General features: G+C 51.6%; 20 protein-coding genes and 6 pseudogenes. 8 read left to right on the forward strand and 18 right to left on the reverse strand.

The features are described from left to right. Window positions 1-279 (forward strand): transposase (locus tag OA90_RS26090; RefSeq protein ID WP_199823691.1); only part of this gene is annotated, 279 nt, incomplete at its 5' end. 468 nt (window positions 280-747) lie between these two features. Here OA90_RS26090 and OA90_RS26095 read toward each other — a convergent pair. The 15 genes from OA90_RS26095 to OA90_RS26165 form a co-directional block, all read right to left on the reverse strand. Beyond that, a complete protein-coding gene (locus OA90_RS26095; RefSeq protein WP_082837291.1) occupies window positions 748-1,185 on the reverse strand; it encodes an IS3 family transposase in 438 nt (145 codons plus the stop codon). A gap of 41 nt (window positions 1,186-1,226) precedes the next feature. After that, window positions 1,227-1,484 (reverse strand): IS3 family transposase, encoded by a 258-nt coding sequence (locus OA90_RS26100; protein WP_068419820.1) that lies wholly within the window; start codon window positions 1,482-1,484, stop codon window positions 1,227-1,229. Between the two features lie 160 nt (window positions 1,485-1,644). Next, window positions 1,645-2,763 carry a type III secretion system export apparatus subunit SctU gene (gene sctU / locus OA90_RS26105; protein WP_068419789.1) on the reverse strand — a complete coding sequence of 373 codons (1,119 nt, stop codon included), beginning with the start codon at window positions 2,761-2,763 and terminating at the stop codon, window positions 1,645-1,647. Further along, window positions 2,760-3,608 (reverse strand): type III secretion system export apparatus subunit SctT, encoded by an 849-nt coding sequence (sctT, locus tag OA90_RS26110; RefSeq protein ID WP_068419790.1) that lies wholly within the window; start codon window positions 3,606-3,608, stop codon window positions 2,760-2,762. The genes sctU and sctT overlap by 4 nt, the downstream gene beginning before the upstream one ends. A 5-nt stretch (window positions 3,609-3,613) precedes the next feature. Further along, window positions 3,614-3,883, reverse strand: coding sequence for a type III secretion system export apparatus subunit SctS (gene sctS / locus OA90_RS26115; RefSeq protein WP_068419792.1), 270 nt, complete (start codon window positions 3,881-3,883; stop codon window positions 3,614-3,616). A 12-nt stretch (window positions 3,884-3,895) separates the two neighbouring features. Continuing rightward, window positions 3,896-4,534 carry a type III secretion system export apparatus subunit SctR gene (gene sctR / locus OA90_RS26120; RefSeq protein ID WP_068419794.1) on the reverse strand — a complete coding sequence of 213 codons (639 nt, stop codon included), beginning with the start codon at window positions 4,532-4,534 and terminating at the stop codon, window positions 3,896-3,898. A 9-nt stretch (window positions 4,535-4,543) separates the two neighbouring features. Further along, window positions 4,544-5,857 carry a FliM/FliN family flagellar motor switch protein gene (locus OA90_RS26125; protein WP_068419796.1) on the reverse strand — a complete coding sequence of 438 codons (1,314 nt, stop codon included), beginning with the start codon at window positions 5,855-5,857 and terminating at the stop codon, window positions 4,544-4,546. Beyond that, entirely contained in the window at window positions 5,854-6,630 is a 777-nt protein-coding gene (locus OA90_RS26130; RefSeq protein WP_068419797.1) for a hypothetical protein, read from the reverse strand. Before OA90_RS26130 ends, OA90_RS26125 begins: the two co-directional genes overlap by 4 nt. Next, a complete protein-coding gene (locus OA90_RS26135) occupies window positions 6,627-7,106 on the reverse strand; it encodes a YscO family type III secretion system apparatus protein (RefSeq protein WP_068419799.1) in 480 nt (159 codons plus the stop codon). The genes OA90_RS26130 and OA90_RS26135 overlap by 4 nt, the downstream gene beginning before the upstream one ends. Next, window positions 7,103-8,482, reverse strand: coding sequence for a type III secretion system ATPase SctN (sctN, locus tag OA90_RS26140; RefSeq protein WP_068419804.1), 1,380 nt, complete (start codon window positions 8,480-8,482; stop codon window positions 7,103-7,105). Before sctN ends, OA90_RS26135 begins: the two co-directional genes overlap by 4 nt. Further along, window positions 8,479-9,105, reverse strand: a complete 627-nt coding sequence (locus OA90_RS26145; RefSeq protein WP_199823850.1) for a hypothetical protein — start codon at window positions 9,103-9,105, stop codon at window positions 8,479-8,481. Before OA90_RS26145 ends, sctN begins: the two co-directional genes overlap by 4 nt. Before the next feature lie 35 nt (window positions 9,106-9,140). Beyond that, entirely contained in the window at window positions 9,141-9,899 is a 759-nt protein-coding gene (locus tag OA90_RS26150) for a hypothetical protein (protein ID WP_068419808.1), read from the reverse strand. Window positions 9,900-9,911: 12 nt separating this feature from the next. Then, the gene (sctJ, locus tag OA90_RS26155) at window positions 9,912-10,739 is read right to left on the reverse strand and encodes a type III secretion inner membrane ring lipoprotein SctJ (protein WP_199823851.1); all 828 of its coding nucleotides are present in this window, start codon (window positions 10,737-10,739) and stop codon (window positions 9,912-9,914) included. A gap of 1 nt (window position 10,740) precedes the next feature. Continuing rightward, on the reverse strand, window positions 10,741-11,316 hold the full coding sequence (locus tag OA90_RS26160) for an EscI/YscI/HrpB family type III secretion system inner rod protein (RefSeq protein WP_068419810.1): 576 nt from the start codon (window positions 11,314-11,316) through the stop codon (window positions 10,741-10,743). A 62-nt stretch (window positions 11,317-11,378) separates the two neighbouring features. Next, window positions 11,379-11,834: a hypothetical protein gene (locus OA90_RS26165; RefSeq protein ID WP_156510669.1), complete on the reverse strand. Its 456-nt coding sequence runs from the start codon at window positions 11,832-11,834 to the stop codon at window positions 11,379-11,381. Window positions 11,835-12,049: 215 nt separating this feature from the next. On the opposite strand from OA90_RS26165, the gene sctV reads away from it, so the two are divergent. After that, on the forward strand, window positions 12,050-14,164 hold the full coding sequence (gene sctV / locus OA90_RS26170) for a type III secretion system export apparatus subunit SctV (protein ID WP_279625835.1): 2,115 nt from the start codon (window positions 12,050-12,052) through the stop codon (window positions 14,162-14,164). A 76-nt stretch (window positions 14,165-14,240) separates the two neighbouring features. Here sctV and OA90_RS26175 read toward each other — a convergent pair. Then, window positions 14,241-14,519: pseudogene (locus OA90_RS26175) on the reverse strand (IS3 family transposase); the annotation flags it as partial. 95 nt (window positions 14,520-14,614) lie between these two features. Here OA90_RS26175 and OA90_RS26180 point away from each other — a divergent pair. Both OA90_RS26180 and OA90_RS26185 read left to right on the forward strand, forming a co-directional pair. Further along, window positions 14,615-15,949, forward strand: a pseudogene (locus OA90_RS26180) (IS701 family transposase). Between the two features lie 55 nt (window positions 15,950-16,004). After that, window positions 16,005-16,295 (forward strand): annotated as a pseudogene (locus OA90_RS26185) (IS3 family transposase); the annotation flags it as partial. A gap of 59 nt (window positions 16,296-16,354) precedes the next feature. On the opposite strand, the gene OA90_RS26190 reads toward OA90_RS26185, so the two are convergent. Then, window positions 16,355-17,560, reverse strand: coding sequence for a hypothetical protein (locus OA90_RS26190; protein WP_156510670.1), 1,206 nt, complete (start codon window positions 17,558-17,560; stop codon window positions 16,355-16,357). A gap of 509 nt (window positions 17,561-18,069) precedes the next feature. Between OA90_RS26190 and OA90_RS26195 the strand changes: the two genes are divergently transcribed. Together OA90_RS26195 and OA90_RS26200 are read left to right on the forward strand one after the other, a co-directional pair. Then, window positions 18,070-19,056 (forward strand): hypothetical protein, encoded by a 987-nt coding sequence (locus OA90_RS26195; RefSeq protein ID WP_156510671.1) that lies wholly within the window; start codon window positions 18,070-18,072, stop codon window positions 19,054-19,056. Window positions 19,057-19,289: 233 nt separating this feature from the next. After that, a pseudogene (locus tag OA90_RS26200) lies at window positions 19,290-20,320 on the forward strand (IS481 family transposase); the annotation flags it as partial. A gap of 80 nt (window positions 20,321-20,400) precedes the next feature. Here the strand turns inward: OA90_RS26200 and OA90_RS28250 are convergent. Further along, the gene (locus OA90_RS28250) at window positions 20,401-21,567 is read right to left on the reverse strand and encodes a helix-turn-helix domain-containing protein (RefSeq protein WP_199823852.1); all 1,167 of its coding nucleotides are present in this window, start codon (window positions 21,565-21,567) and stop codon (window positions 20,401-20,403) included. A gap of 756 nt (window positions 21,568-22,323) precedes the next feature. On the opposite strand from OA90_RS28250, the pseudogene OA90_RS26215 reads away from it, so the two are divergent. Then, window positions 22,324-23,523: pseudogene (locus OA90_RS26215) on the forward strand (IS3 family transposase). A gap of 22 nt (window positions 23,524-23,545) precedes the next feature. Then, window positions 23,546-23,752 (forward strand): annotated as a pseudogene (locus OA90_RS28790) (IS630 family transposase); the annotation flags it as partial.

Raw genomic sequence — 23,752 nt, forward strand, 5'->3', positions numbered from 1 at the left:
GCCCATGGCGTGGTCATCCTTGATCAGGCCGGATGGCACACGTCAAACAAGCTCGCCATCCCGGACAACATCACACTCTTGCCTTTGCCACCCCGATCTCCCGAACTCAATCCTGTCGAAAACCTATGGCAGTACATGCGAGAAAACTGGCTCTCAAACCGGGTCTTCAAGGACTACGACCAGATCGTCGACCTGTGCTGCCGGGCCTGGAACACGCTCATCGATCAGCCATGGAAAATCATGTCAATCGGAATGCGTGACTGGGCGCATCGGTCCTGAATTTTGTCGTTTGGTATAAGGTGTATCCGGGTTGGTTTTCATGCCGCCAACGATGTGAGATGCTTCTGGGTGTTTGGCCATCCGATGATCCTTTCCTGCAGCTCATGAATAATCTTTGCTCGGAAGGACGCAGGGACAGGACAGTCATGAGACCGAATGGTCATGCCCTTCTTGGGTCACGGCAGCATCTTTGAGACAAAGCCTCGCCGCAAGGCGTTCCCGGATGATCGACAGGTCCAGGGAAAGACACATGTCAGGTCGATCGGAGTGAGGGTCAGATCACACCGGGATGCCATGCGGCGCCAACCCAGCGAATGGTCGATCGGTGTTTGAGTCAAATCACCCGAGAACTGGCACTAATCGTATGACTATCGGTGTTCATGATCTCGGGCGGCCCGAACCGCGCGACAGCCTCTTTCAAGGCTTCGACGCAGAAGTCGGCGTGCATCGTGTTTGACAGCCGCCAGCTCAGAACTTTCCGCGTCGCCCAATCCATGACTGCGCCAGATACAGAAAACCGTGCTTCACAGGAATGAACGTGATGTCCGAACACCAGACCTGGTTCGGTCTGTTGATCGTCATGCCCCGCAGCAGATAGGGATAGACCTTGTGCTGGGGATGCGGCCGACTTGTTCTCGGTTGTTTACAGATCGCCTCCAGCCCCATCTTGGCCATCAGTCGGCGAACCCGGTGGCGACCGGCGATAACCCCCTCCCGGCGCAGATAGGCCGCGATCTGCCGGCTTCCGAAGAACGGATATTTGGTGAAAACCCGGTCGATGGCCTTCATCAACTCCAGCGTAATCGCGCTGATCCCGGCAGGCATGTAATAAACCGCTGACCGGCTCAGCTTCACCAATTCGCACTGCTGGCTGACGCTCAGATCCGGGTGGTCCCGGCGGATCATCGCCTTCTTCTTAGCCGGGCTTACTTCTTGAGCCCTTGCGCTTAAAAATCATTCTCGATGGTCAGCCTCCCGATCTTGGCGTGCAGCTCCTTGACCTCCGATTCCGTCGTCCCCTCGGATTTGCCACCACGGGCGAACACATCCGACATGCCCTCGATAGCCAGACGTTTCCAAGTGCTCACCTGGTTCGGGCGTACCTGATACCTGGCTGCGATCTCCCGGATCGTCCTGTCACCGCGCAAAGCCTCAAGTGCGACCTTCGCTTTAAACGCGCCCGGAAAATTCCGGCGTTTCGCCATCATCGTATCCCTTCAAATCAATGGGATACACCTTAGCAACCTGTCCGGATTTCCGGGACCACTTCACCGCCGCTTGTTTCGCTTACTCATCAACGGCTTTAAGTGTCCATTTACATAAGCGGACACTTAACGCACCAAATCGAAAAGCGGCAGGGCGGGTTCAAAGACCGCTCACCCTATGGTCACCGCTTTCCATATCGATGACACCGTGTTTTAGCCCGGTTTTGTAAAGGCTGTCTCGGTTCCGGTCCACCCATACGAGAATTTCGGCGATAACCTTGAAACTTTCGTCAGGAATGAACATGCCGATGTCGGTGTCGGCAAACAAGGATCGCGCCAGAGGCACGTTTCTGAAGATTGGTACACCAGCAAGCTCAGCCTGGGCTCTGAGTTCGTGCGCAAAGAGATTGCGTCCCTTCGCAACGACCGTGGGTAAGGGGGCGATGTCAGGCTTGTAGTCGATTGCAACAGCAAAATGCGTAGGATTCACGATGACAGCAGTTGATTTTTTGGTGCGCTCTACGCTGTCGTTCATGAGAATTTCACGGGCAATTTGTTTGCGTTCACTCTTCATCAGTGGATCGCCCTCGCTCTCCTTGAATTCACGCTTTACTTCGTCCTTCGTCATTTTCAAACTCTTGAAGTGATGGTGGCGCTGATAGACGAAATCCGCGACTGCGACGATCGCAAAGGCAAGAGCCGTGTATAGGAGAGTTGACATAAGCAATGCTGAAGTGACATGCGAGAGGCAGTGGAGCCCGCAACGAATGGCATTGAGATAAGGTGAAATCGAATCCTTGATGACGTAAAACAAGAGCCAGGACAAAAACACGATCTTGAGAATGGATTTAAGTGTTTCCACGAGCTGTTTCATGGAAAAAATCTTCTTAAATCCTTGCGCTGGACTGATTTTATTGAGGTTGACCTTGAGGCTCTCGAAGGCAAAAATAGAACCTACCTGAAGGTAGTTGGCTGCAATTCCGAACGCGATGGCAATCAGAAGCAGAGGTGACAAAATAGCCACCAATTCGTTGTAGGCAAACAAGATGACGTTGCCTGGCATGAAATCTTGACCATGCAGTGCTGCCACATAGTCCATGATCGCAATTAAGCGTTCAAACGTTGAGTTCCAAGTGAGCCAGATATAGGCAATTACAGCTGACAGTGAAACTGTCGTCACCACCTCCTGACTTCTTGCAACCTGTCCCTTCTTGCGTGCATCCCGTTCCTTCTTGGGAGTAGGCGGCTCAGTCTTTTCTCCAGGGGACTTGCCGCTCATGGAACATCCCCCTCCCTTCGATCAGGGTTGGAAAGCAAGTTCTGTCCTTGCTCCAGAACCGAGTAGAGCCGACCCACAAATTCCGGGAAGAAGCTTCGCTGATCGGCCGCGAACGGAAACAAGACTTTGATATAGAAAATCAGCACAAAAATTGCGATCGCGCTCTTGATAGGCATCGCAAGTACAAACACCTGAATCTGTGGCGCGAACCTGCTTACAAGAGCCAGCGCAAATTCTGACAGGAACATTAGCGCGACTACAGGCCCCGCAAGAACGAACATCGTGCGCATACCATGATCAAGGATGTCGAGCACCAGTTCGGGAAACCGGCTGGAAACGATCGGCAGCATGCTGTCGACGGGCCAAAGAGCGAAGCTCTTGTAAAGAATTTCCAGAATAATCAGCATTCCGCCAATGGAAAAGAAATATGTGACGAAGCCTTGCGAAAAGAGCTTGCCGATTGGCGAGGTCTCATGGCCCTGCAGCGGATCGATACTGGCCGCGATGGCCGCGCCGCGCTGGTTGTCAATCAAATCGCCAGCTGCTGCCACCACCCAGAATATCCAGCCGATCATGTATCCGAAGATGAAGCCGATGGCGTACTCCTTGGCAAAGTAGAAGCTTAGAGACGTCAAACTTGTTCCAATCACGCTACTGTAAGGAAGATTCAGGGGAATGAGAGGCAGGGTGAGGACGAGGATGGCCACGTTGCGTGCAAGCCGAGGCACCGAAGATGCATTCAAGATGCCGGCCATCGCGATAAAGGCGTAAACACGCGGCAAAGAAATGAGCAGCGCGATAACAAGTTTTTCAAACTGTAGGGCAGCGGCAATAACCTCGTTCATATCGGCTACCGGGTCAGTTCAGGGAAACTGTCGAATAAGTTGATTGTAAACGTAAGCATCTCGCTTCCAAGAAATGCCGCTGTAACTGCCAGAGAAATCGCGACGGCGATAAGTTTAATTGCAAAGGAAACGGTTTGTTCCTGAATCTGGGTGAGTGCCTGAAGCAGACTGACCGCAAGGCCAACGATCGACGCGACTGCTATAGGAGGCATTGAAAGGACGAGAACCAGCATCATGGCTTCTGTCAGGGCATGCAGGGCATCGGCGGGGGACATTGCAGGGAACCTTTAAACATAGGTCTTGACAAGACCAAGAATGAGACGCGACCACCCGTCAGCCATCACAAAGAGGAAAAGCTTGAAAGGCAGTGAAATTGTTAGTGGAGAGACCATCATCATACCCATGGCCAGCAGAATATTCGAAACGATCAAATCGATTACAATGAATGGCAGATACAGAAGAAACCCAATCTCAAAAGCTTCGCGCAATTGACTTACGGTGAATGCGGGTAACATGACGACTATGCTGTTTGCGTCGATTTGGCGGGCGAGTTCGGCCGGCCACAGATCCTCGGTTGCCTTGAGGAAAAAATTTCGCTCCTTTTCCGCAGCATGTTTGTCCAGGAAATCCAGCAGAGGTCCCTTAGCGGCGTTGTAAGCGCTTTGCACTTCTTCCAAATTGCTGAAGGTAAACCTGCCTGTGTCAAGAATATTGAACGTCTCGACGAAGACTGGTGCCATGATATAGCCCGACAATATGATGGCGAGGGCGTTGAGGGCCATATTCGGCGGTATCTGTTGTACGCCGAGCGCGTTTCGCACCAGCAGGAGTATGACGGCTATCTTGATGAAGGATGTTGCCACGACCGCAAAAAACGGCACCATTGCGGCCGCACCCAGCGTCAGTATGAGGTTAAACGGATCCATGGATTTCTGTCACGCTTTCCGGTCGACGGCCGATAGCAGGATCCGGTTTAGTCGCACGGCTAGTCGATTGTCTATCTGCACCAGGTCTCCCTGAGCTATCGGACTGCCGTTTGCATCCACTGTTACAAGCGTTCTGTCTTCGCTTAGTTCAGCAGGCAGCATGACGATGGTGCCGGGTTGCCAACTCGCAATCTCATCGAGGGGAAGTCGCGTCGCGCCGAGCGTAAAATCGACAGTGACCTCCAAAGGCGTGGCAACGTTTAGTACCTCTTCCTTGATTTCCAATCCTATCGCGGGGGACGCTAACGCGTCTGCCACGAGAGCGTCTGTCGGCTCGTTTCCTTCCGCCAGCGCGGCCTCTTGCTGGATTTCTTCCTCCAGCGCGGCCTCTTGCTGGATTTCTTCCTCCAGCGCAGCCTCTTGCTGGATTTCTTCCTCCAGCGCAGCCTCTTGCTGGATTTCTTCCTCCAACGCGGCCTCTTGCTGGATTTCTTCCTCCGGCACAGCCTCTTGACTGTCCTCCATAGCAAATTCCTCTATGCTTGCAGTTCCAGTGAAGGCCGATCTCGGCGTTGCCTGAACGCACAGCCACTTGTCTGCATCTTCGGTTTGTTCAAAAAGGAAGACGATGTCTTCGGACAGGATCGCGCGTTTACTTGGAGCGCTGGCGTCGCTGATTAACACGCAATCCCCAGCTTCAAGCTCGTACAGCTCCGCAGCGGCAAGACGCGCCGAGCCGACGAGGCGCGTGACGCAAGTGGTGATGGACTGACCGAGCGCCGAGTGCACGCGCCGAGCCGTGGGGGTATTTTCCGCAAGTTGAGCACAAATATCATTGCGGTTTGCCCCGAAACTGAAGATGATGGGCTCATCACAAATGCCCGTAAGCTTGCAGGAAAACCATTGCAGATCAGCTGAGATGGTTTGACCGACAAGATCTGAACTCTTCGGCTTCCCACCAAGCTTTAGCCGCGCCGAAAAGTCTCTTGGAAGTGCTGACAAAACTGCTGACAACATACCTTCCTGAAGCGCGTCGGCGAGTTCGACGGGCGCATCTTCAAGGTCTTCAATGTCGAGCAGGACTCCACAGTAGGCCTCAAAGGGAAACCTCTGCACGCCAACGAAACCGCATTCCTTGTCGTCAAACAAAACACTTCTCATCGCAGGAAACGGATCCAGCTTTTCCAATGCAGAAAAGATTAGGTTGGTCTCGCCGCTACCAATTGGCAGTGCCTTGTCTGAAAATGATAACGCAGCGTTCCAAAGCGCAATTTTGTCTCGCTCAATTCGGAACTCGGGCGCGGACCAGTGCATGAATGTCATCTGGGAAGCTCCAGACGCGTGCGCTGGAATAGCGAGGCGACACCAGAGCTTGCTGATTCTCGGGATTCGACTTCCGCATGATCTTCCTGCAAAAGTGTCGTCCGCTCGATCTTAATACGGCGCTTGGGGAAATGCACCTGAAGCAACTGCCCAAGTTGCTCAGTAGCAAGTAGAAAGCTCTCATCCAATGCCACGGTGCCAGCCTTGGATGGCAGGCAAAGTTTGACGACCACATCACTGTCAGAAAGAACAACGTCGACACGGTCGAGACCGCTGTAGGTGTTGCCGATTGGAATTTCGATTCTCATTGGACCAGTCAAAACGGTCGGTCCGGGCCGGATGGCAGCGTCAAGATGCGGTGATATCAATTTGAAGATACGTTCGGCACGCTGTCCAGTTTCCGAACGTGCGCCATCTTGCTCTTGGGGCCCCTCAAACCGTGAAGAAACGCTTGAGTCAAAGACAATTTGCGCATTCTCCTTATTGTTGTCGTCGCCTTTTTCTTGTTCGGTGTCCGAGTTACTATCGCCGAGAGTTTCAAGAAGCTTCTCTTCAAAGAGCGCGAAGCGTTCTGTCAGTATCTTGTCCAGCGGCTTTTGCCGCGCCTGCGATTGACGGTTGTCCTGACTACTGCTTCTTGCATCTTTTTGGAAGCCTTGCTGGCTGCCATTGCCGAAATTCCGCCCGTCCTTGCCAAAGCACTCGTTCGAGGGGTGTACGAGACCCTGATTGGTGTACTTTGGGTCCGCGCTTTGTCGAATTGAATTGCTCATAAGGGCCTCGGCATGCCTTTGGATAGATTGTCCTCAACGGCAAGTTCCTCGTTGAGTTCGTCCTGTTCGTGTTTATCCCGCTGGAGATCTTCGAGCACGTTGTCGAATTTTTCGCGCGTACGCTGTGCCGTGTGGTACACAACCTGGCTGCTTTTTAATTCTTCGCTGAGGCGGCAGCAGGTTTCTGCGGCAACTTCATAGTCATCTCGCAACTGCTGATGGTTCTTGTGAAGCATCAACACCTTGTCCTTGACTTCGTCGATTTCTTCGAAGCTGACCGACTTATGCATAATGCCCTGGTAGACATCGGATTCACGCAACTTCAAAGATGAGGTACTTTCCTTTAGAGCTGTATCGCGGTGTCGCCGGATTTCATTTGCTTCGGCCAGTTCCCTCCGTTTCGCTCGCAAGGCACGCAACGCCAAATCTTCCTTGGTTTCCTTTACTTTCCGAAGTGTCTTGAATTTCCCGATCACCCCACAACGTTCCGCAGTTTTTCAAGCGTTGTTTCAAACTCTTCGAATTCGTTGCTACCCTGCTTCAGGAAATCGTTGATCGCATCGTTTTTCTCGATAGCGAGATCCGATTTTGGATCGCTTCCCCGTTCGTATTCACCAATTTTGACCAGCAGTTCGACATCGGCATATGCTGCAAGGAGACTATTGGTTTTCCCAGCCAGTTCCTTGTGCTCCGGGCTGACCACGGCGTCCATGACACGGCTCTTGGAATTCAGGATGTCGATTGCCGGATAGTGATAGGCAGAAGCCAGTTTTGCCGAAAGAATGATGTGTCCATCAAGGATGGAACGTGTTTCGTCTGCTACCGGCTCGTTCATATCATCACCTTCGACAAGGACAGTGTACATTGCTGTTATCGACCCCTTGTCATTCATTCCGACGCGTTCCAGAAGCCGCGGCAAAGTCGCGAACACCGAAGGCGGAAATCCACGTCGCGTCGGCGGTTCACCAGCAGCAAGGCCGATCTCGCGCTGTGCGCGGGCAAACCGGGTAACCGAATCCATGAGAAACAGGACCTTTTTGCCCTGATCTCGAAAATACTCCGCAATTGCCGTTGCAACGAATGATGCCTTGGCGCGCTCCATCGAACTCTTGTCGGATGTTGCAACAACCAGAACGGCCCTCTTCATCCCTTCGGGACCGAGATCACGTTCTATGAATTCCCTAACCTCACGTCCGCGCTCGCCGATCAGTGCCATCACAACAACATCGACTTCTGCCCCCTTTACAATCATCGAAAGCAAGGTGGATTTGCCGCCGCCGGCAGCTGCAAAAATCCCCATGCGCTGGCCTTCACCGACGCTGAGCAGACCGTCGATTGCTCTTACACCAGTAGAAATTGGACTGTCGATCATGCGCCGTTTCATAGGGTCAGGCGGTTTTTTGTAAACCGGGTAATAGGTGTGGGGTTGGAAAATTTGGTTGCTGTCGTCAATTAGGTTGCCAAGCCCGTCCAGAACGCGTCCGAGAAGCTGTTCTCCGACTGGAACCTTCATTATTTGACCTGTCGCGTAGACCTCTGTACGCGGCGCGATACCATGGATTTCACCAAAGGGTGACAAAAGAGCCTCCTTGTTCAGGAAGCCAATTACTTCCGCCTGCAGGCGCTGTTCGGTGTCACGCGTATAGAGCTCGACGATTTCGCCGACCTGGACATTGACAACGGTAGCATGAACAATTGTGCCAACAACTTTGGTCACCCGGCCACTCATCGTATAGGGCTCAAATTCCCTTGCGGCGGCAATCAACGCCGGCGCCATTCGTCCCAAGCGCTGCTCGATGAGCTGACGCTTGGCATCCACTGCGCGCGCCGTGTTGCAAAGCTCCCCGGTCATGCGACCGTTTCCGAGTCTTGGTGCGCGCTTTCAGGTCGACTCGACAGTCTGATCAGAGTCTCGTTTATAACTGTATCAAGAGCATCGAGTTCGAGTGCCAAGTTGCATTCGACGCGGCCTGTGCGGGATTCCACGATCAGGTTTGGCGGCGCAAGATCGGAATCCTCAACAATCTCCACTGTCTGGATGGACGGGAACGCCTCTTTCAACCTTCCCACAATGGGCTCGAAACCTTCGACAAGGCTGGTAGGCAGGTGTATCTGCACCGAGTTTTCCCGACGCATCTTCTGCAGCGCGCTTGCGGTGACCGACTCGATTATTGCCGTATCGTCAAAACCGGCGATTACCTTCCTTACCAAGAATTTGACAAGTTTCGCGAGATCAGTCTCAAGGTCTTTCAGCTTGCCGTCTAGATAGGACTGCTCAGAAAGCAGTCTTCCTAAGGCTTCTTTTTCTGCAAGATCGCGACCATCCTGATAGCCGCGCTCCTTTTCACGTTCGTAGGTTTTTTCTGCGTCTTCGATGATTTGTCTCGCCTTCGACTTGGCTGCGAGTACCACCGACTGTGCATCGCCAAGCGTGTCGAAATCCCGAGCCTTGATAACACTGGTTCCCTCAGACAACTCCAAGTCTAGAATTCGAGGTCGGCAAATGCGACTCAACATGCGAACCCTCGGTGTTTCAGTAGCGATTTAAGCTCGGTGGCCTGTGCATCGGACAGGCTCTGTTGAGTCAGGTTAATGTTGTTGGGTGGTTTGGGCAGACGGAGCGCCAGAAGTTTACCCCAGCCTTTGTCCACCCTCTCGGCAAACAAGATCAGTGTGGTCAAACCCTCCCAGACCAAAGGATGTATGTCTGGGCCGGGCTCGTCGGCTGCGTCATCCCTCTGCTTTTGCATTTTGATCTGCGCATCCTTCCCGTCGAGATATGGCTTAAGTCGCACTTCTTCGCTCCTTTTCGGCAGGCTGGGATAAAATGAGCGGGTTTCCCGAAGTGACGTCAAAAACGCATCCGGACCCAGAATTGTCTCCATTTGCTTGCGACATGACTTCAAAACACACGACTTAATCTGCGGATAAAGCTGTACGGCCGTGCAGGTTTTGGCGAGCCGGTGAAACACCGGGCCTTCGCAATGAAGCAAATGCAGAGCTGTTTTCAGATCCTCGTCTGTCTTCAGCCTCTCGGACAATCCGGGCGACAGAAACGAATTCCGTAACAACAGCTTTTTTGAAAGGGCTCGGTTCAGGGGCCGCTCGAACGTACTGCAGCTTGCCAATTGCCTGACCGCTTTTGAGTCCAGCGATGCCAGCTCAACATGATCGTCATGGATGAAGCGAAGCGGATTCATGACGCAGGTGGCAGTCCGCGCGAGTTGTGCGAAAATCTGAAAGTCCAGCGGCGAAGTTTGGAACTCCATGACCCAGCCTCTTTACTCGGCTGATTCTGGCAAGCTACCCGTTTCAAGGCGTTTTCGCTCGCTGCGAACCTTGAAATAGGCAAACAAAGTGAATGCGTTTGAGAAAACTAGAAGAAACAGGAACGCGACTGCCGCTAGGATGATCTGCCAAAACGCTTGCAGGTCTGTTGCCCGTACACCAAGCCCCGCGAGGAGCTCAGCAATTGGAGTGCGCTCTTGTTCGCTGCTGACCCGCGGCGCTTCTGCCTCTACCAAAACAACGGTAACATTCTCGTGGTCGACACCTTCGATGGCATTGCTGACCAAACGACGAATTTGCGGTATGAAAAAATCGAGGTCGCCTCCCCGTCGGTGTTTGATGAATACGGCAGCGGAAGACGGCTTGGGTTCTTCGCCTAGACTGGGGTCCTCAGGCAATACGATATGAACACGAGCTATCAGAACCCCGTCAATTTCGTTCAATGTGTTTGAGACTTCTTCGCTGAGCGCGTAGATGTACCGGATGTGTTCTTCAAAAGGCGAAGACATGAGGCCGCTTTTTTCGAAGACTTTCCCGATAGAGGTATTCTGTTTTCGCGGAAAACCGTTTTCCCTCAGAACCTCGATTGCGTGGGAAAGTTCATGTTCTTCTACTAGCAGGCTAACCCCGCTGTCCCCGATGTATTCCTTCCTTGCGCTAATGCCGTTTACGATGAGGATCGAAAGCATTTCGTTGGCCTCACGTTCCGTGAGACCGGTATAAAGATCCAGTTTGCAACCGGTAAGCAGAAAGCAGAGGCCGATCACTACAAAGTTAAATTGACGCAAACGCGTACAGCCTTTCAGGATGCCATTTGGCACATTATTGGCCTTTCATAAGTGTGTCGAATGTCTGCGTGGACTTGCCAGTGAGCTTCGAAGTTACATCCATCAGCAACGAAAACTTCACTATTTCCATCTGCGTCGCGATCAACTTCTCAGTGCCACCTAAGGAACTTGATGTAGCGTCATTTACAGCCGCCGTCTGCTTATCAAATACATCGCGCAGCGCTGACAGTCCGCTCAGGATCAAATCGCCATCTTGACTTCGCGAAATATCGCCGACTTCGCCGTTCGTCCCTTTGTTACGCACTGAATCGACGACGTTTTCGCCACGCAACGCGCGCTCATTCTCCCTTGCCAGGGCTGCGGCGTCCATTTGGCCGTAGGTTCGCACAACCGCCAACTCAGCAGGCTGCTGAACCGGCAGTGCGTTGCTTCCTATCGGAGGCACGCCGGCTGCATTTTGGGTCGAGGGAATCTGGGCGAGCTGGAGTGTATCTCGAAATTTTTCGAAAGATGCAGTGGTGGCAGCCTCATTGCCGATACGGCCAGGTATCGAAATACCTACACTTTCATCAATTGAGAGACTTGAAAGCGAATTTCCGATTGTATTCATGTATTCGTCCCTTCGACTCGCGGAAACTTATGATTTGAATGTGATTTAATCGAACGGCCTGATTAAGCCATATTGCGCATAGGGTCGAATTCGTTGGCTTTATTTGCAGGTATTGCACGTGTGTTCGCATATACAGCAACTCGAGAATCCAAGTCGCTCAGAGCTTCTTTTGCCAACTTCGCGAAGGGTGTGTCCGTAGCGGTTTTCGCTATGCGTTCAAGGATCTCCCTACCCTTTCTTGTGTCTCCCAGTTGAACAAGGCCAATACCGTAAAAAGCTTGGGTTGCGGGGGTTGCAGGTGCTTTTGCAAGCCCCTCGACCGCCGCTTCAGGATGCCCAGCGAGAATTTGCACAATAGCCTTGCCCAGAAAGCTAATTTCCTGTTTCGGGCGCATGGCTTCAATGGCATCGAAAATTACGTTTGCGTGTCGGTGCAAACCACGCGATCCGGCGATGAAACCGATATCAGCAAGAAGCTGTAGCTCTTTCGCTTTTATTAGCGTGTCGATGTTTGTCATCTGGATATACTGCCCCCCCGGCAAAGTTGGGCAAGCGCGGCTCAGGTGACATTTGGCTTCATTGGTGCTTTGTGCCACTGCCCGCTTGGATTGGGTAACGAATAAGGGGATTATAAAAACGAAGCTGTACTAAATAGGACACTCGCGAAGTGTGATCCAAGCTTGGTTGCATCGAAACAAATTCAACTGGCTGGTTTGTCACAATGATGCAATTCATGAACGCACTTTCGAAACGCAATGACGTAATTTTCGCTTTTTTGCTGATTTGCGTCGTATTCATGATGATAATCCCGCTTCCGACTTTCGTGGTAGACACACTGATCGGCATCAATCTTTGCATATCGGCAGTGATGCTGATGGTGGCTGTTTATTTGACGGAAGTGGTTCATTTTTCCGCGTTTCCGGCGATTCTCCTGCTGACGACCCTGTTCCGGCTGGCACTGTCGATTACGACCACTCGCCTTATCCTGCTTCAAGCAGATGCCGGCCGTATCGTCGAAACTTTCGGAGAATTCGTTGTCGCAGGCAACCTTGTCGTGGGAACTGTGATCTTTCTGATCCTGACGATTGTCAACTTTGTAGTAATCACCAAAGGATCAGAGCGTGTGGCGGAGGTCGCGGCACGTTTTTCGCTCGATGCCATGCCAGGCAAACAGATGTCGATTGATTCCGACATGCGGGCCGGCATGATCGAAATGGAGGAGGCGACAATCCGGCGCGGCAAGCTTGAAAAGGAAAGTCAGCTATATGGCGCGATGGACGGCGCCATGAAATTTGTCAAAGGCGATGCGATTGCCGGATTGATCATCATATCGGTCAACATCATCGGCGGTGTCTTGATCGGAACGAACCAGCATGGGCTGTCGACTTCAGAAGCATTGGATATCTATGCAATTTTGACAATTGGTGATGGTCTGGTGTCACAGATTCCAGCTCTGCTGATCTCGATCACGGCAGGTTTCATCGTGACGCGTGTGTCTTCCGACGAAAACGAGGATCTCGGTAGCGACATTGCCTTGCAGTTGGTCAATGAACCTAAGGCACTGATAATTGCTGCGGGTATCCTGCTTGTTTTCGCCGCGATTCCCGGATTTCCAGCTGGCGTTTTCATACCGCTAGCGCTGATATGCGGTATCGGTGGTTTTCTGATCATGCGAAGCAGGAGGCTTTCCGCCGACCAAGCCGCGTCAAAAGACATGCCGAGCTTTGCACCAGCCCTGTCTGAGAGCGGAACCATTCCGTCGTTTCCGAGAAACGGCGAGAAGGATGAGGAAATTGAGAAGGTTAAGGCCGTTACCTTCCAGTTGACCGTCCCGTTGATCGTTGACATAGCGTCCGCAGTGCGCGGGGCCATTAGACCGGAAAAACTCGACAGTGAAGTTGCTCGCGTGCGTCGGGCTCTTTACTTCGATCTTGGGGTGCCCTTTCCAGGTATCAATCTCCGGCTTAACGACGGGCTAAAGGATGGCGAATACCGGATTTTGGTAAACGAGATCCCAGTCGCTTCCGGCTGTGCCCGGCTTGGCTATTTCATCGCTAGAGAGACGGTTGAAAACCTGGAGATGTTCGGAATTCCTTTTGAAACCGGTGACAATTTTCTGCCCAATACCGAGAGCCGCTGGGTGCCACTGAAACATAAGGCGGCGGCAGAGCGGGCAGGAATACAGATCATGACACTCTCTTCGATGTTGACCTATCATCTGGCCCATGTCCTGAAGAGCCATGCGTCCGAGTTTTTGGGGATTCAGGAAACCATGTTCCTGATGAACAAGATGGAGACGGATTTCGCAGAACTTACCAAGGAGGTGTCCCGTACGTTGCCGGTGACGACACTCGCTAACGTTTTGCAAAGGCTGGTTGGAGAAGGAGTTTCGATCCGTGACATGCGAACAATTCTGCAATGTCTTGTTGAATGGGGGCAGAAGGAAAAGGACCCGATCATTCTGACGGAGCATGTGCGATGTTCACTTGGCCGTTACATTACATATAAATTCTCCGGAGGACAAAGTGTCATCCCGGCCTATCTGTTGTCGAAGGAAGTGGAGGATGAGATCCGCAGCGCAATTAGGGAAACCAGTGGCGCATCCTACCTTGCACTATCGCCCGACGTGCATCGTGAATTGATGAAGGCAGTTAAAGTGGCGATCGGCGATCTCAGCAAACACACGTTGATGCCGGTGATCATGGCGCCAATGGATATTCGACGCTTCACTTGCAAGATCATCGAACGTGAGTTCCCGGACATACCGGTGCTTTCTTTTCAGGAGTTAACCCCTGATGTGAACATCCAGCCACTAGAGAGGATCACGCTGCCCCTTGCCAGTTCCTAGTTTTGAGTTCTGAGAAGGCTGTTCATCCTGATTGAAAGCCTGAACGTGAGCTGCTGCTGGTTTTTCGGACACCGAGTTAAGCTAATCCGACCTTGTTTTCAAATTCCATCGGGCTGAGATAGCCCAGTGTCGAATGTCGACGCTTCGGATTGTACAATCGCTCGATGTAGTCCAACACGTCCGCCTTGGCGTGGTCTCTGGTTCTGCAGACCTTGCGTGCCGTCCTTTCCGTTTTGAGCGATGAGAAGAAGCTTTCCATCGCGGCATTGTCCCAAACATTGCCCGACCGGCTCATCGAGCAGGTGATACCATGGTCGGCCATGAGGCGCTGGAACTGCTCGTTGGTATACTGAGTAGATTCAACCGGTAGTCGCAACACCTCGCTCCTAGCACTACTTTGGCAGGTGTATGTGTGTCTTGATTTTAGAGGATTCCCTGGAAGAGTTTTCGGTGTTTCATAGGAGACCGGCCTATGGAGGTGCCGGTCATTGATGAGAATTGGCAAGGTGATCTTGAACGTTGGCTCGCGCCTTTTTTGTCGGCGCTTCGTCACAAGACGCGTGCGCGGATGTGGCCGGCCTACATTGAGGGCTTGATCGGTCCGGGAGATCGCAAGGCATTCAGCCGATGGCTGAGAGGACAGGCGCAGCCAGTTACGATCAGTTGCACCATTTCATTGCGAGCAGCACTTGGGATCCCGCACCACTTGAAGCCGCATTGCCAAGCGAAGCTGACCGGCAGGTTGGTGGGACCGATGCCTGGCTGATCATCGATGACACCGCACTGCCCAAAAAGGGGAACCACTCAGTCGGGGTGGCCCCTCAATATGCTTCGGCATTGGGAAAACGAGCGAACTGCCAGACGCTGGTGTCTGTAACACTCGCTTCGAATGAAGTCCCTGTGATGGTCGGGTTGCGGTTCTTCCTGCCGGAGAGCTGGACTTCCGATTTCGCCCGGCTTGATCGCGCCGGAGTTCCTGATGATGTTCGTGACTACAGGACCAAGCCCGAAATCGCTTTGGCGGAAATCGACCGGGTGAGCGCAGCAGGTGTGCGTTTTGGTTGCGTCCTTGCGGATGCCGGATATGGCTTGAGTGCTCCTTTTCGGCAGGCCTTGAGCGCACGCGGGTTGACCTGGGCCGTTCGCATTCCGTTCAAGCAGAAGGTTTATCCCGCGGATGTGGAGATGATCTTCCCTGTCGTCAAACGCGGCCGCCCGCGCCAGCGGCACATTCCCGATACAAAGTCGATCACGGCGCAGGCCATGTTGGAGACCGCAAAGTGCCGTATGGTTAGTTGGCGGCGTGGGACCAAGGGAGCCCTTTCGGCACGCTTTGCAACTGTGCGGGTCCGGATCGCGGACGGACCGCCTCAACGCATTCGTGACATGGGTGCCCAACACCTGCCGGGAGAGGACGTCTGGGTCGTCGGTGGCGAACGCAAATATTACCTGTCCAACCTTCCCGCAGAAGCGTCACTCAAGCAACTTGCAGGAGCCATCAAGGCGCGCTGGATTTGCGAACAGGCACATCAGCAACTCAAAGAGGAACTCGGTCTGGATCACTTTGAAGGGCCATCGTGGGCTGGCCTTCACCGGCACGCATTAATGACGATGATCGCCTATGCCTTCCTGCAAACCCGACGTCTTAAGCAGGCGGGAGGGGGAAAAAAGAATCTCCGGTCCTCCGCCACAACCAACGCTGCCTGCCGTCCGCACGGAAATCCTGAAAATCATTCAAAAACCTCCACCGGAAACATGCCCTCATTGCGGGAAATGTATCTTTGAGAAAAATCTGCCAAAGTAGTGTTAGAGCGAGGTGTTACGATGACCGATTGAATCTACCCAATATAACAGCATGGGCTGGGCTGCTTTCCTCAAGGCTCACAGGCTTGAACACTCAATGAGCCGAAGGGGGAACTGTCATGACAACGCGGTTGCAGAGAGCTTCTTCAATCTGCTCAAGCGGGAACGGATACGGCGTCGAACCTACAAAACCCGCGACGAGGCCAAACAGGATGTGTTCGATTAAATCGAGATGCTCTACACCCCTACGCGCAAACATGTGAGGAACGGGGTGCTGTCCCCCGTCGAGGTCGAACTGCAGCAGAGAACGAACACCGAAGGTGTCTAGAAAACTCGGGGCTATTCACTTCTTCTGCAGAWGCCAGTCAAAYGCCTTCATCATTCGCTTCAAAAAGCATCCCGTATGTCTATTTGCTCGATCTGATTTGCCACGTACTGTTTCCCATTTTCTACGTACTCGGTCTCCATGTGATTGATCTTATTTTTCAATGCCTCCGTGCTAGCTTCCAAGTCAAATTCACCCCCGTTTTCAACGTCAAATTTGCCTTGCAGGATCTGCAGAAGAAGTATTGGGCCTCGGCTTGCTTCGAAAAGTTCTGTTAAATTCGTTGCTTGTTTCGGAATATCGTCCTTTGGATATTTCGCAACGACCATGTCCAGCAGAGGTTTCTGTGGAAGCGGCCTAGGTTTAATTGGAGTATTAAGCATCATTAGTAACTCGATCGACGTCTCAGAAAAAACCTGAACGCCTGTCCGTTTTATCTCCTCAACGGCCGCCTGTTGTATCATTTTGATAGTTACATTTTCTGAACCTTCGAACTTTTCCGACAAAATTTTTTTCTCGGTGCTGCTTAATCTACCAATATCCTGGGCAATATTTGTATCTAAGATCTTATCCCTAATTTCTCTTGGTATACCAACGCCAAACAGCGATCTACTCGAATATAATTCGTCGAATGCAGCTAGGTGCTCCTCATTGCTGATTTTGTGCTGATCAGCAGCTTCCCTTAAGTCACTATATTCAAGTATAACTGAGTACTCTTTTCCAATAAACTCTTCCGCTTCCAACAAACCTTCGAACATGCTAGTGTCCAAGAGTTTTTTGAGGCGTGCGATATGTTGGTGCGCATCCTGCACCGGCGCGTCTCTCACGTCCTCAGAGTGGGTGCGAAAGCTAGTAAGCTCACGGTTCATTTTCATTTGAGAAAAAGCCGCATTAAGAAGCTTTTGTGCGCTAGGCATATGGGCTTTCTTCGGCTCTGCTGATTTGCTTCGGGCGGAGACACGCGGCTCTGCTGATTTGCTTCGGGCGGAGACACTTCGCGCGCCGAAGCCGCCCCTTGTTGCGCTGCGATTCCCTCTTGGTGAGAGGCCGCGAACGAAGCCAGCCAACCCTCTATCCAACAGGATTCTCGATCTGCCCCGTTCGGGTTGATCACTCGTGGTGGCTTGCGCGCTGCTGGTACCTTCGCGCACTATGCGACCATCAATATTGCCAGTCTTTTCGTCACTTGTATCAGGAGCGTTGCTGCCTTTCGTCGCGGAAATATTGCTAGTATTGCTAGTATTTCCAGTATTGGTAATAGGGGCCATCGCCTTCACCTTCACTCTCAGTTAGTGAAAAAACACTTCAAATTGTGAAAGCAGCGTAGGGATTTTCGCGCAGACTGCTGTCACAAACAGCACAGTTGCAGCAAAAATCTCGTTTTCATTTTTTTGGCTTGAGACAGTTTGACCGGAATACCAACCGAGCGGTCTCTGGTATACCATGCCGGTTCAAAAAATTTGGCGCAATGCTGAACCTATTATTGCTGTCAGTTGTCGCCTTGAATTTCTTGTTGCTTTGGTCAGCGCAATACGGACTGCATCTGCGCGAAACTCTACCCCGTGACATGATGCCATGAACATTCTGCTTTGTGGCAAAATACCAGGTCAAAGGAGCGGTACAAATCCGGTACGCGTCCAGGCCGCATGCATTGCGAGCAAGTCGAATTTACTCAAAAGATGATTATCTGTCTCAATTAACACACCTTAAAAAGCGGCCGCTGGATAGGTTTATGCCCCTGTGCCCCAAACATCAATATCACTTTTAAGAGACAAAAATGCGACCAATTTCAACCACCAGCCGTGTGCCATTTATCGGCAGTATTTCATCAACTCTTTTTAAAAAGGTGCCTCGGAGCGTAAACTCCTCGCCATTTCGTTTTTCAAAAAACCCTTTCAAGCGGCACGTCCAGAAATATTCAACTCTTCCCAAAAAGATCGAAACCATCTTCAGTAAAACCCCAAATCTACTGAAGAATTTTAAGGAAAAAAATCTAAGGAATTCAGCGGAAGAAGCAATCAATAAATTTATAAAAGGTGGCTTGGAGAAAGAAAATACAAATATGATAATTCAAGGCTTCAATAAATTGAAAAAAATAGACGGCCGGATGCCGAAGCATATGAGTATCAAAAAAGAAGTTGTCAATAAGGCCGACTTTATCAGCGCTTGTCTTCTCAATGAAAATAAAAAATTACTGTCAAGCAATGGGTCATATAGGGAGCAAATGAAAAAAATAGCGGAAATGAACAAAGAGACAAAAATTATTATTAATAAATATCTAGAGCAAGCAAGTAATTATCATCAAAGAAATGTAAATTCCGACATCGAAAAAGTGCAAATTCTGGCTTTGAAAGCACAGCAAAAGATAGATAGTAATTTTGTGCTTGACCCTAAATTTATCTCACAAAAAAAGAGCGCCCGGAAAAAAAATAGCGAGCAACACAAAGAAACAATAAAAATACTAAAATCAATTGAAAAAAATATAAAAAATACGCTTGCTGTGAAAAATAAAGAAATTGAAGAAATTAACAGAATTATCTCAGGCCCTCCTAAAGAATATAATAAAGAGTCAGCACAGAAAGACTTGTCTTGCCTAAGAGATAATTTGAATTGGGCAGCAAAAATGGCAAAAGAAATTATCGACTTAGATCCGGATGGTCTCTTATTATACAGTGATTTAGCCGCATTGCCAAGTGTAGATCTTCAGGCGTTCAGCGGGAAAGTGGGTGAAATGTACCGTGAACTTGACCAAGCAATTTGGTAATCATCCCCTTTTTAAGGGGTTTGAAAACTGGACTTCAAGCAGCCGTTTTCAGTTTCATTGCGGGCGTAATACCACCGGGAGCCATGTTGCATTGTTGTATGGTCTGTCCTGAGATTGTATTCCCCTAACAGTTTGCGTTTCAGCTGATCTCCGGATTGGCTGTGGCCATGCCGCTCCTGAAGCGGGTTAGATGGTGTCACCACAACATTCATCTGACCACTTTGGAGACCAACATGACCACGAAGGACAAGGTAGCACGCCGTAAGCTGTCTTTGCTCGATCTTGCCAAGGATTTGGACAACGTGTCCCGGGCCTGCCGGCTGATGGGTTACTCACGCCAGCAATTCTACGAGATCCGCCGTAACTTCCAGACCTATGGAGCCGAGGGTCTGATTGATCGCCTGCCCGGTGCCAGGGGACCCCATCCGAACCGGGTCAGTGAAGAGATCGAGACAGCGGTTCTCGACCATGCCCTGGATCATCCCTGCCATGGCGCCCTGCGTGTGGAACAAGAGCTGAGCCTGAAGGGTGTTCAGAGGTCTCTTCCGGCGGTGTACGCGGCGTCTGGCAGCGCCACGGCCTCCTGACCAAACATGACCGCCTTCTGCGCCTGGAGAAGACGACCGCAGAGCGCAAGATCGAGCTGTCGGACGAGCAGATCCGCCTGCTGGAGCGGTTCAGCCCCGAGTTCCGCGAACGCCACATCGAAGCCCCGTATACCGGTAGTCTTGTGACGGTGGACACCTTCTTCGTCGGCACGCTCAAGGGCGTTGGCAAGATCTATCTGCAAAGCGTCATCGACTGCCACTCCCGCTATGCCTGGGGCCGGCTCTATACGTCAAAGCTTCCGGTCACCGCCGTTCACACACTGAACAATGACGTCCTGCCAACGTTCGAGGCTGCCGGCGCAAGGATCGATGTCGTCTTGCCGGACAACGGCCGGGAATTCTGCGGCCGGCCCGACAAGCATCCTTACGAGCTGTTTCTGCAACTGGAGGAGATCGAGCATCGGACCACCAAGGTCAAACGGCCACAGTCAAACGGTATCGTCGAACGGTTGCACCGGACCTTGCTCGACGAGCACTTCAGGGGCGAAGGACGCAGAACGTGGTTTGAGACGGTTGAAGAGATGCAGACGGTTCTCGATGACTTCCTGGTCCACTACAATACCAGGCGCCCGCATCAGGGCCGGAACATGAACGGACGAACACCCGCCCAGGCCTTCAAGGACGGACTGCCGAAACCCGAACAGAAAAGGAGAAAACCAAACGCCACAAACAAGCCCCCTGACCCGCTTCAAAAGAGCGGCATGTGTCAGGTCAATACCGTTTCAGCACACACAATTTACATCACACGGGGGGACACCATCCGGTAAATCCATTCAAGCGGATTTTCCACATTTCCGCTGACACCCATGTTTTTACGAACCTCGCTTGGAGTGTATCCAAACATTATCCGGAAATGTCGAGTGAACTGAGCGATGTTTGTATATCCGTGTTCATATGCGATGGAACTTATCAGTCTGTGGTCGCCAGAATTGTTCAATGCTTTATGGCAAGCGAGCAAGCGCGTTTGTCGGATATAGTTGGCAATGCCGCCGTGCTTTTCGAAAAGATAATGCAGTTTTCGCTTAGAAATATTGAGTTCCTCAGACAGAGTGCCAAGACTGAGCTCCGGCGAATGAAGGTTGTCGCGGATATGGCTTCGGACGCGTTCAACGAGACTAGTTGAAATAGCCAGTTGAGTTGCGTTTTGGGAGAGTTTGGTTTGGTTGGTGACAACCGCTGTTTTCAGGAGCTCCTTGAGCGATTTCGTCACGAGCGGTAGTTCTGAATACGTCAGGGAACGAACTTTAAAGTCTATTAACTTAATGAACTCGCACAATATTCTTGAAACTGTACCCTCGAGTGGCAGGTTGCTGCCAGCATCCAGAATATCTGAATGTTCTGCAAATTCCTCCCTACTGATAAGAACAACGGAAAATTTGGCCTTTGTCGTTTGGAAAGAAAATTCACTCGCAAGGGAAACAAGACCGAGAAAGCCAGCCTCACCTCGCATCGTTCCTCTGTCGCTTTTGAGTACCATGCTGCCGCTGTGCAACAAAATCAGAGCCCAATGACCAATGTCGGATGACTTCAGATGAGCTTCTGTTCTTTTAAGGATGAGAGAACTCGTGAAGAGGCGCGCATAGACGAGATCTTGCAAGTCATAAGCGCGAATCGTTGCACGGTCTGAGCAATTACTTATATTTTTTTCATTTGATTCGGTGAACGAAATAATAAAATCTTTCCATGAATCTGTATTCTTTGTATTTCTATCTCTTGAATATTTGATTCTTTCACTCCTTAGACGCCTTTGATCGTGTTCGCCGACTTCAAATTCTTGCACACAAGGGGTTTTGTCGCAAGTATTATTGACAGACAGCTCTCCCTCGTCATGTGACGTTTGATGCAATCGTCTTACATGGGTCCGACAAGCTCTTTCTTGATTGCTAGAAAACAGTGCTTTCATGGTCGCCACCCTTCCACATCGCTTCTTTTCACTTCCGATGGGCCTTGGTCTTACGACGGCCGCTGCAACTCCAATCCTGGATTCCATTCTTCGAGAGGAGTTGACCATGGCTATAGATCCAGCCAGCTCTCGTTGTCGAAGTGCCACGACAGTTGGGGCACCAATGGAAATGAGTTTGTTTTGTTACTTTCCTACCGTCCTCGAATTCGCGAATTTTACCCAAACGGCAAGTTCATCGAATGTTTGGCTTCAAGCTGATCACGCATTGCTTCAGCTTCCCCGTCACTCATGTTGCCTGGCATCGGTAAGCCGGTCAGATTTGCCATCTGAGTGGTGGTCGGTAAGCGAGCGCGAGTTCGCTCTGCAAACCCGTTTCAGACAATGAAACTGCCGACGTTGCGTTCTGTCTTGTGTAGGTCGGGTGCTGGCGATCAAGCGCCAATCGAGACTGTGAAACAGGTTCGCCGTTTCCTGACACACCAGTAGATGTAGACATGCGGTGCACCCTTTAATTATTGGGTTGTTACAGATTTCAGAAATCTGCCTGAGCAGGTCAACCTGCACTGTACTAAATGATACACGTAACAGCAAAGTATGACCTGAGACCCGAATTCCATCCAAATCAGGAACACGGGCTGGCTGCGCGTTCTGATTTTATCAGGTCCATCGGCACCTTGTTGCCGATGGTAATCATCCCCGAAAACCACTGGGTTGAAAATTGGACTTCTCCGGCCTTTGATGCGCTTGGAGAACGACATGAAGAAATCAGGATTTACAGAGAGCCAGATCCTGTCGATTTTGAAGCAGGGTGAAAACGGTGTGCCGGTTGCCGATCCTTGCCGGGAGCACGGGGCCAGCAACGCGACGTACTACAACTGGCGTTCGAAATACGGCGGCATGGACGCTTCCTTGATGGCGGAAATGAAGGCCATGGCCGAAGAGAACCGTCGACTGAAGATTGAAAGCGGACAAGAAAACGATCCAGTGAATCGTTTTCCCGCTGGAACGTATGCCGAAATGGCGATGCAGAACGAGTTGCTGAAGGATGCCTTGGGAAAAAAGCCTTGAGGCCGTCTCAGCGTCGAGAGCCTCTCGGCGATGCAAGCATCGCCTGCCGGCCAATGGATGGCCATCAGCGCAGTTCGGCTGCGTGGTGTGAGCATCGCGCTTGCCTGCCGGACTTCCCAGATCAGTGAAAGCTGCTATCGCTATGAGCGCAAACTCAGCAACGAGAACGCAGAGATCGCGGACTGGCTGGTCCGGCTGACGACGGCTCACCGAACCTGGGGCTTCGGCCTGTGCTTCCTTTATCTGCGCAATGTCAAAGGCTTCGCTTGGAACCACAAGCGGGTCCGGCGGATCTATCGTTCGCTCGAACTGAACCTGCGCAGCAAGCCGAAGAAGCGCTTGGTTCGGGAAAAACCGGAACCGCTGGCTGTTCCCGATGGTCCCAATATGACCTGGTCTATGGACTTCATGTCGGATAAGCTGTCCGACGGGCGCAGCTTCAGGACCTTGAACGTTCTGGACGACTTCAACCGTGAGGGCCTGGGCATTGAAGTGGCCATTTCCATTCCCGCCCTTCGTGTCATCCGCACCCTGGAGCGGATCATCGAGTGACGCGGCCAACCCCTGAACATCCGGGTGGATAATGGCCAGGAAAACGTCAGTGCCGCCCTGCAAGTATGGGCTTCGAGACGTGAGATCGGTTTGGAGTATATCCAACCCGGCAAACCGCAGCAGAACGCCTGCGCCGAACGCTACAACCGAACCGTTCGCCATGAATGGCTCGGACAATATATATTCAAGACGATTGAGGAGGCACAGGATCACACCACGCGCTGGCTATGGACATACAACAATGAGCGGCTCAACATGGCCATCGGCGGCATTATACCAAGCGACGAATTTGACGACTCTTTTGGATTCCCAAAGTTTCGCGAATATGATTCCTGATGGGGAACATGAGGAGTTTGCCATGTCCGCCCCTATCCGTCTTCGAGATGACTTTGATGCTCCAACCCTTCGTCATCTAGCCCGTGGCTCGGTGAATGCCGATCAAACACGGCGCCTTTTGGCGCTTGCAGTGATCTATGACGGCGGCTTGCGCAGCGATGCGGGTGCGGTCGGCGGCGTGACGGTCCAGGTGATCCGCGACTGGGTCTTGCGTTTCAATGCAAAAGGC

Source organism: Labrenzia sp. OB1 (assembly GCF_001624695.1).
Taxonomy (GTDB): Bacteria; Pseudomonadota; Alphaproteobacteria; order Rhizobiales; family Stappiaceae; genus Roseibium.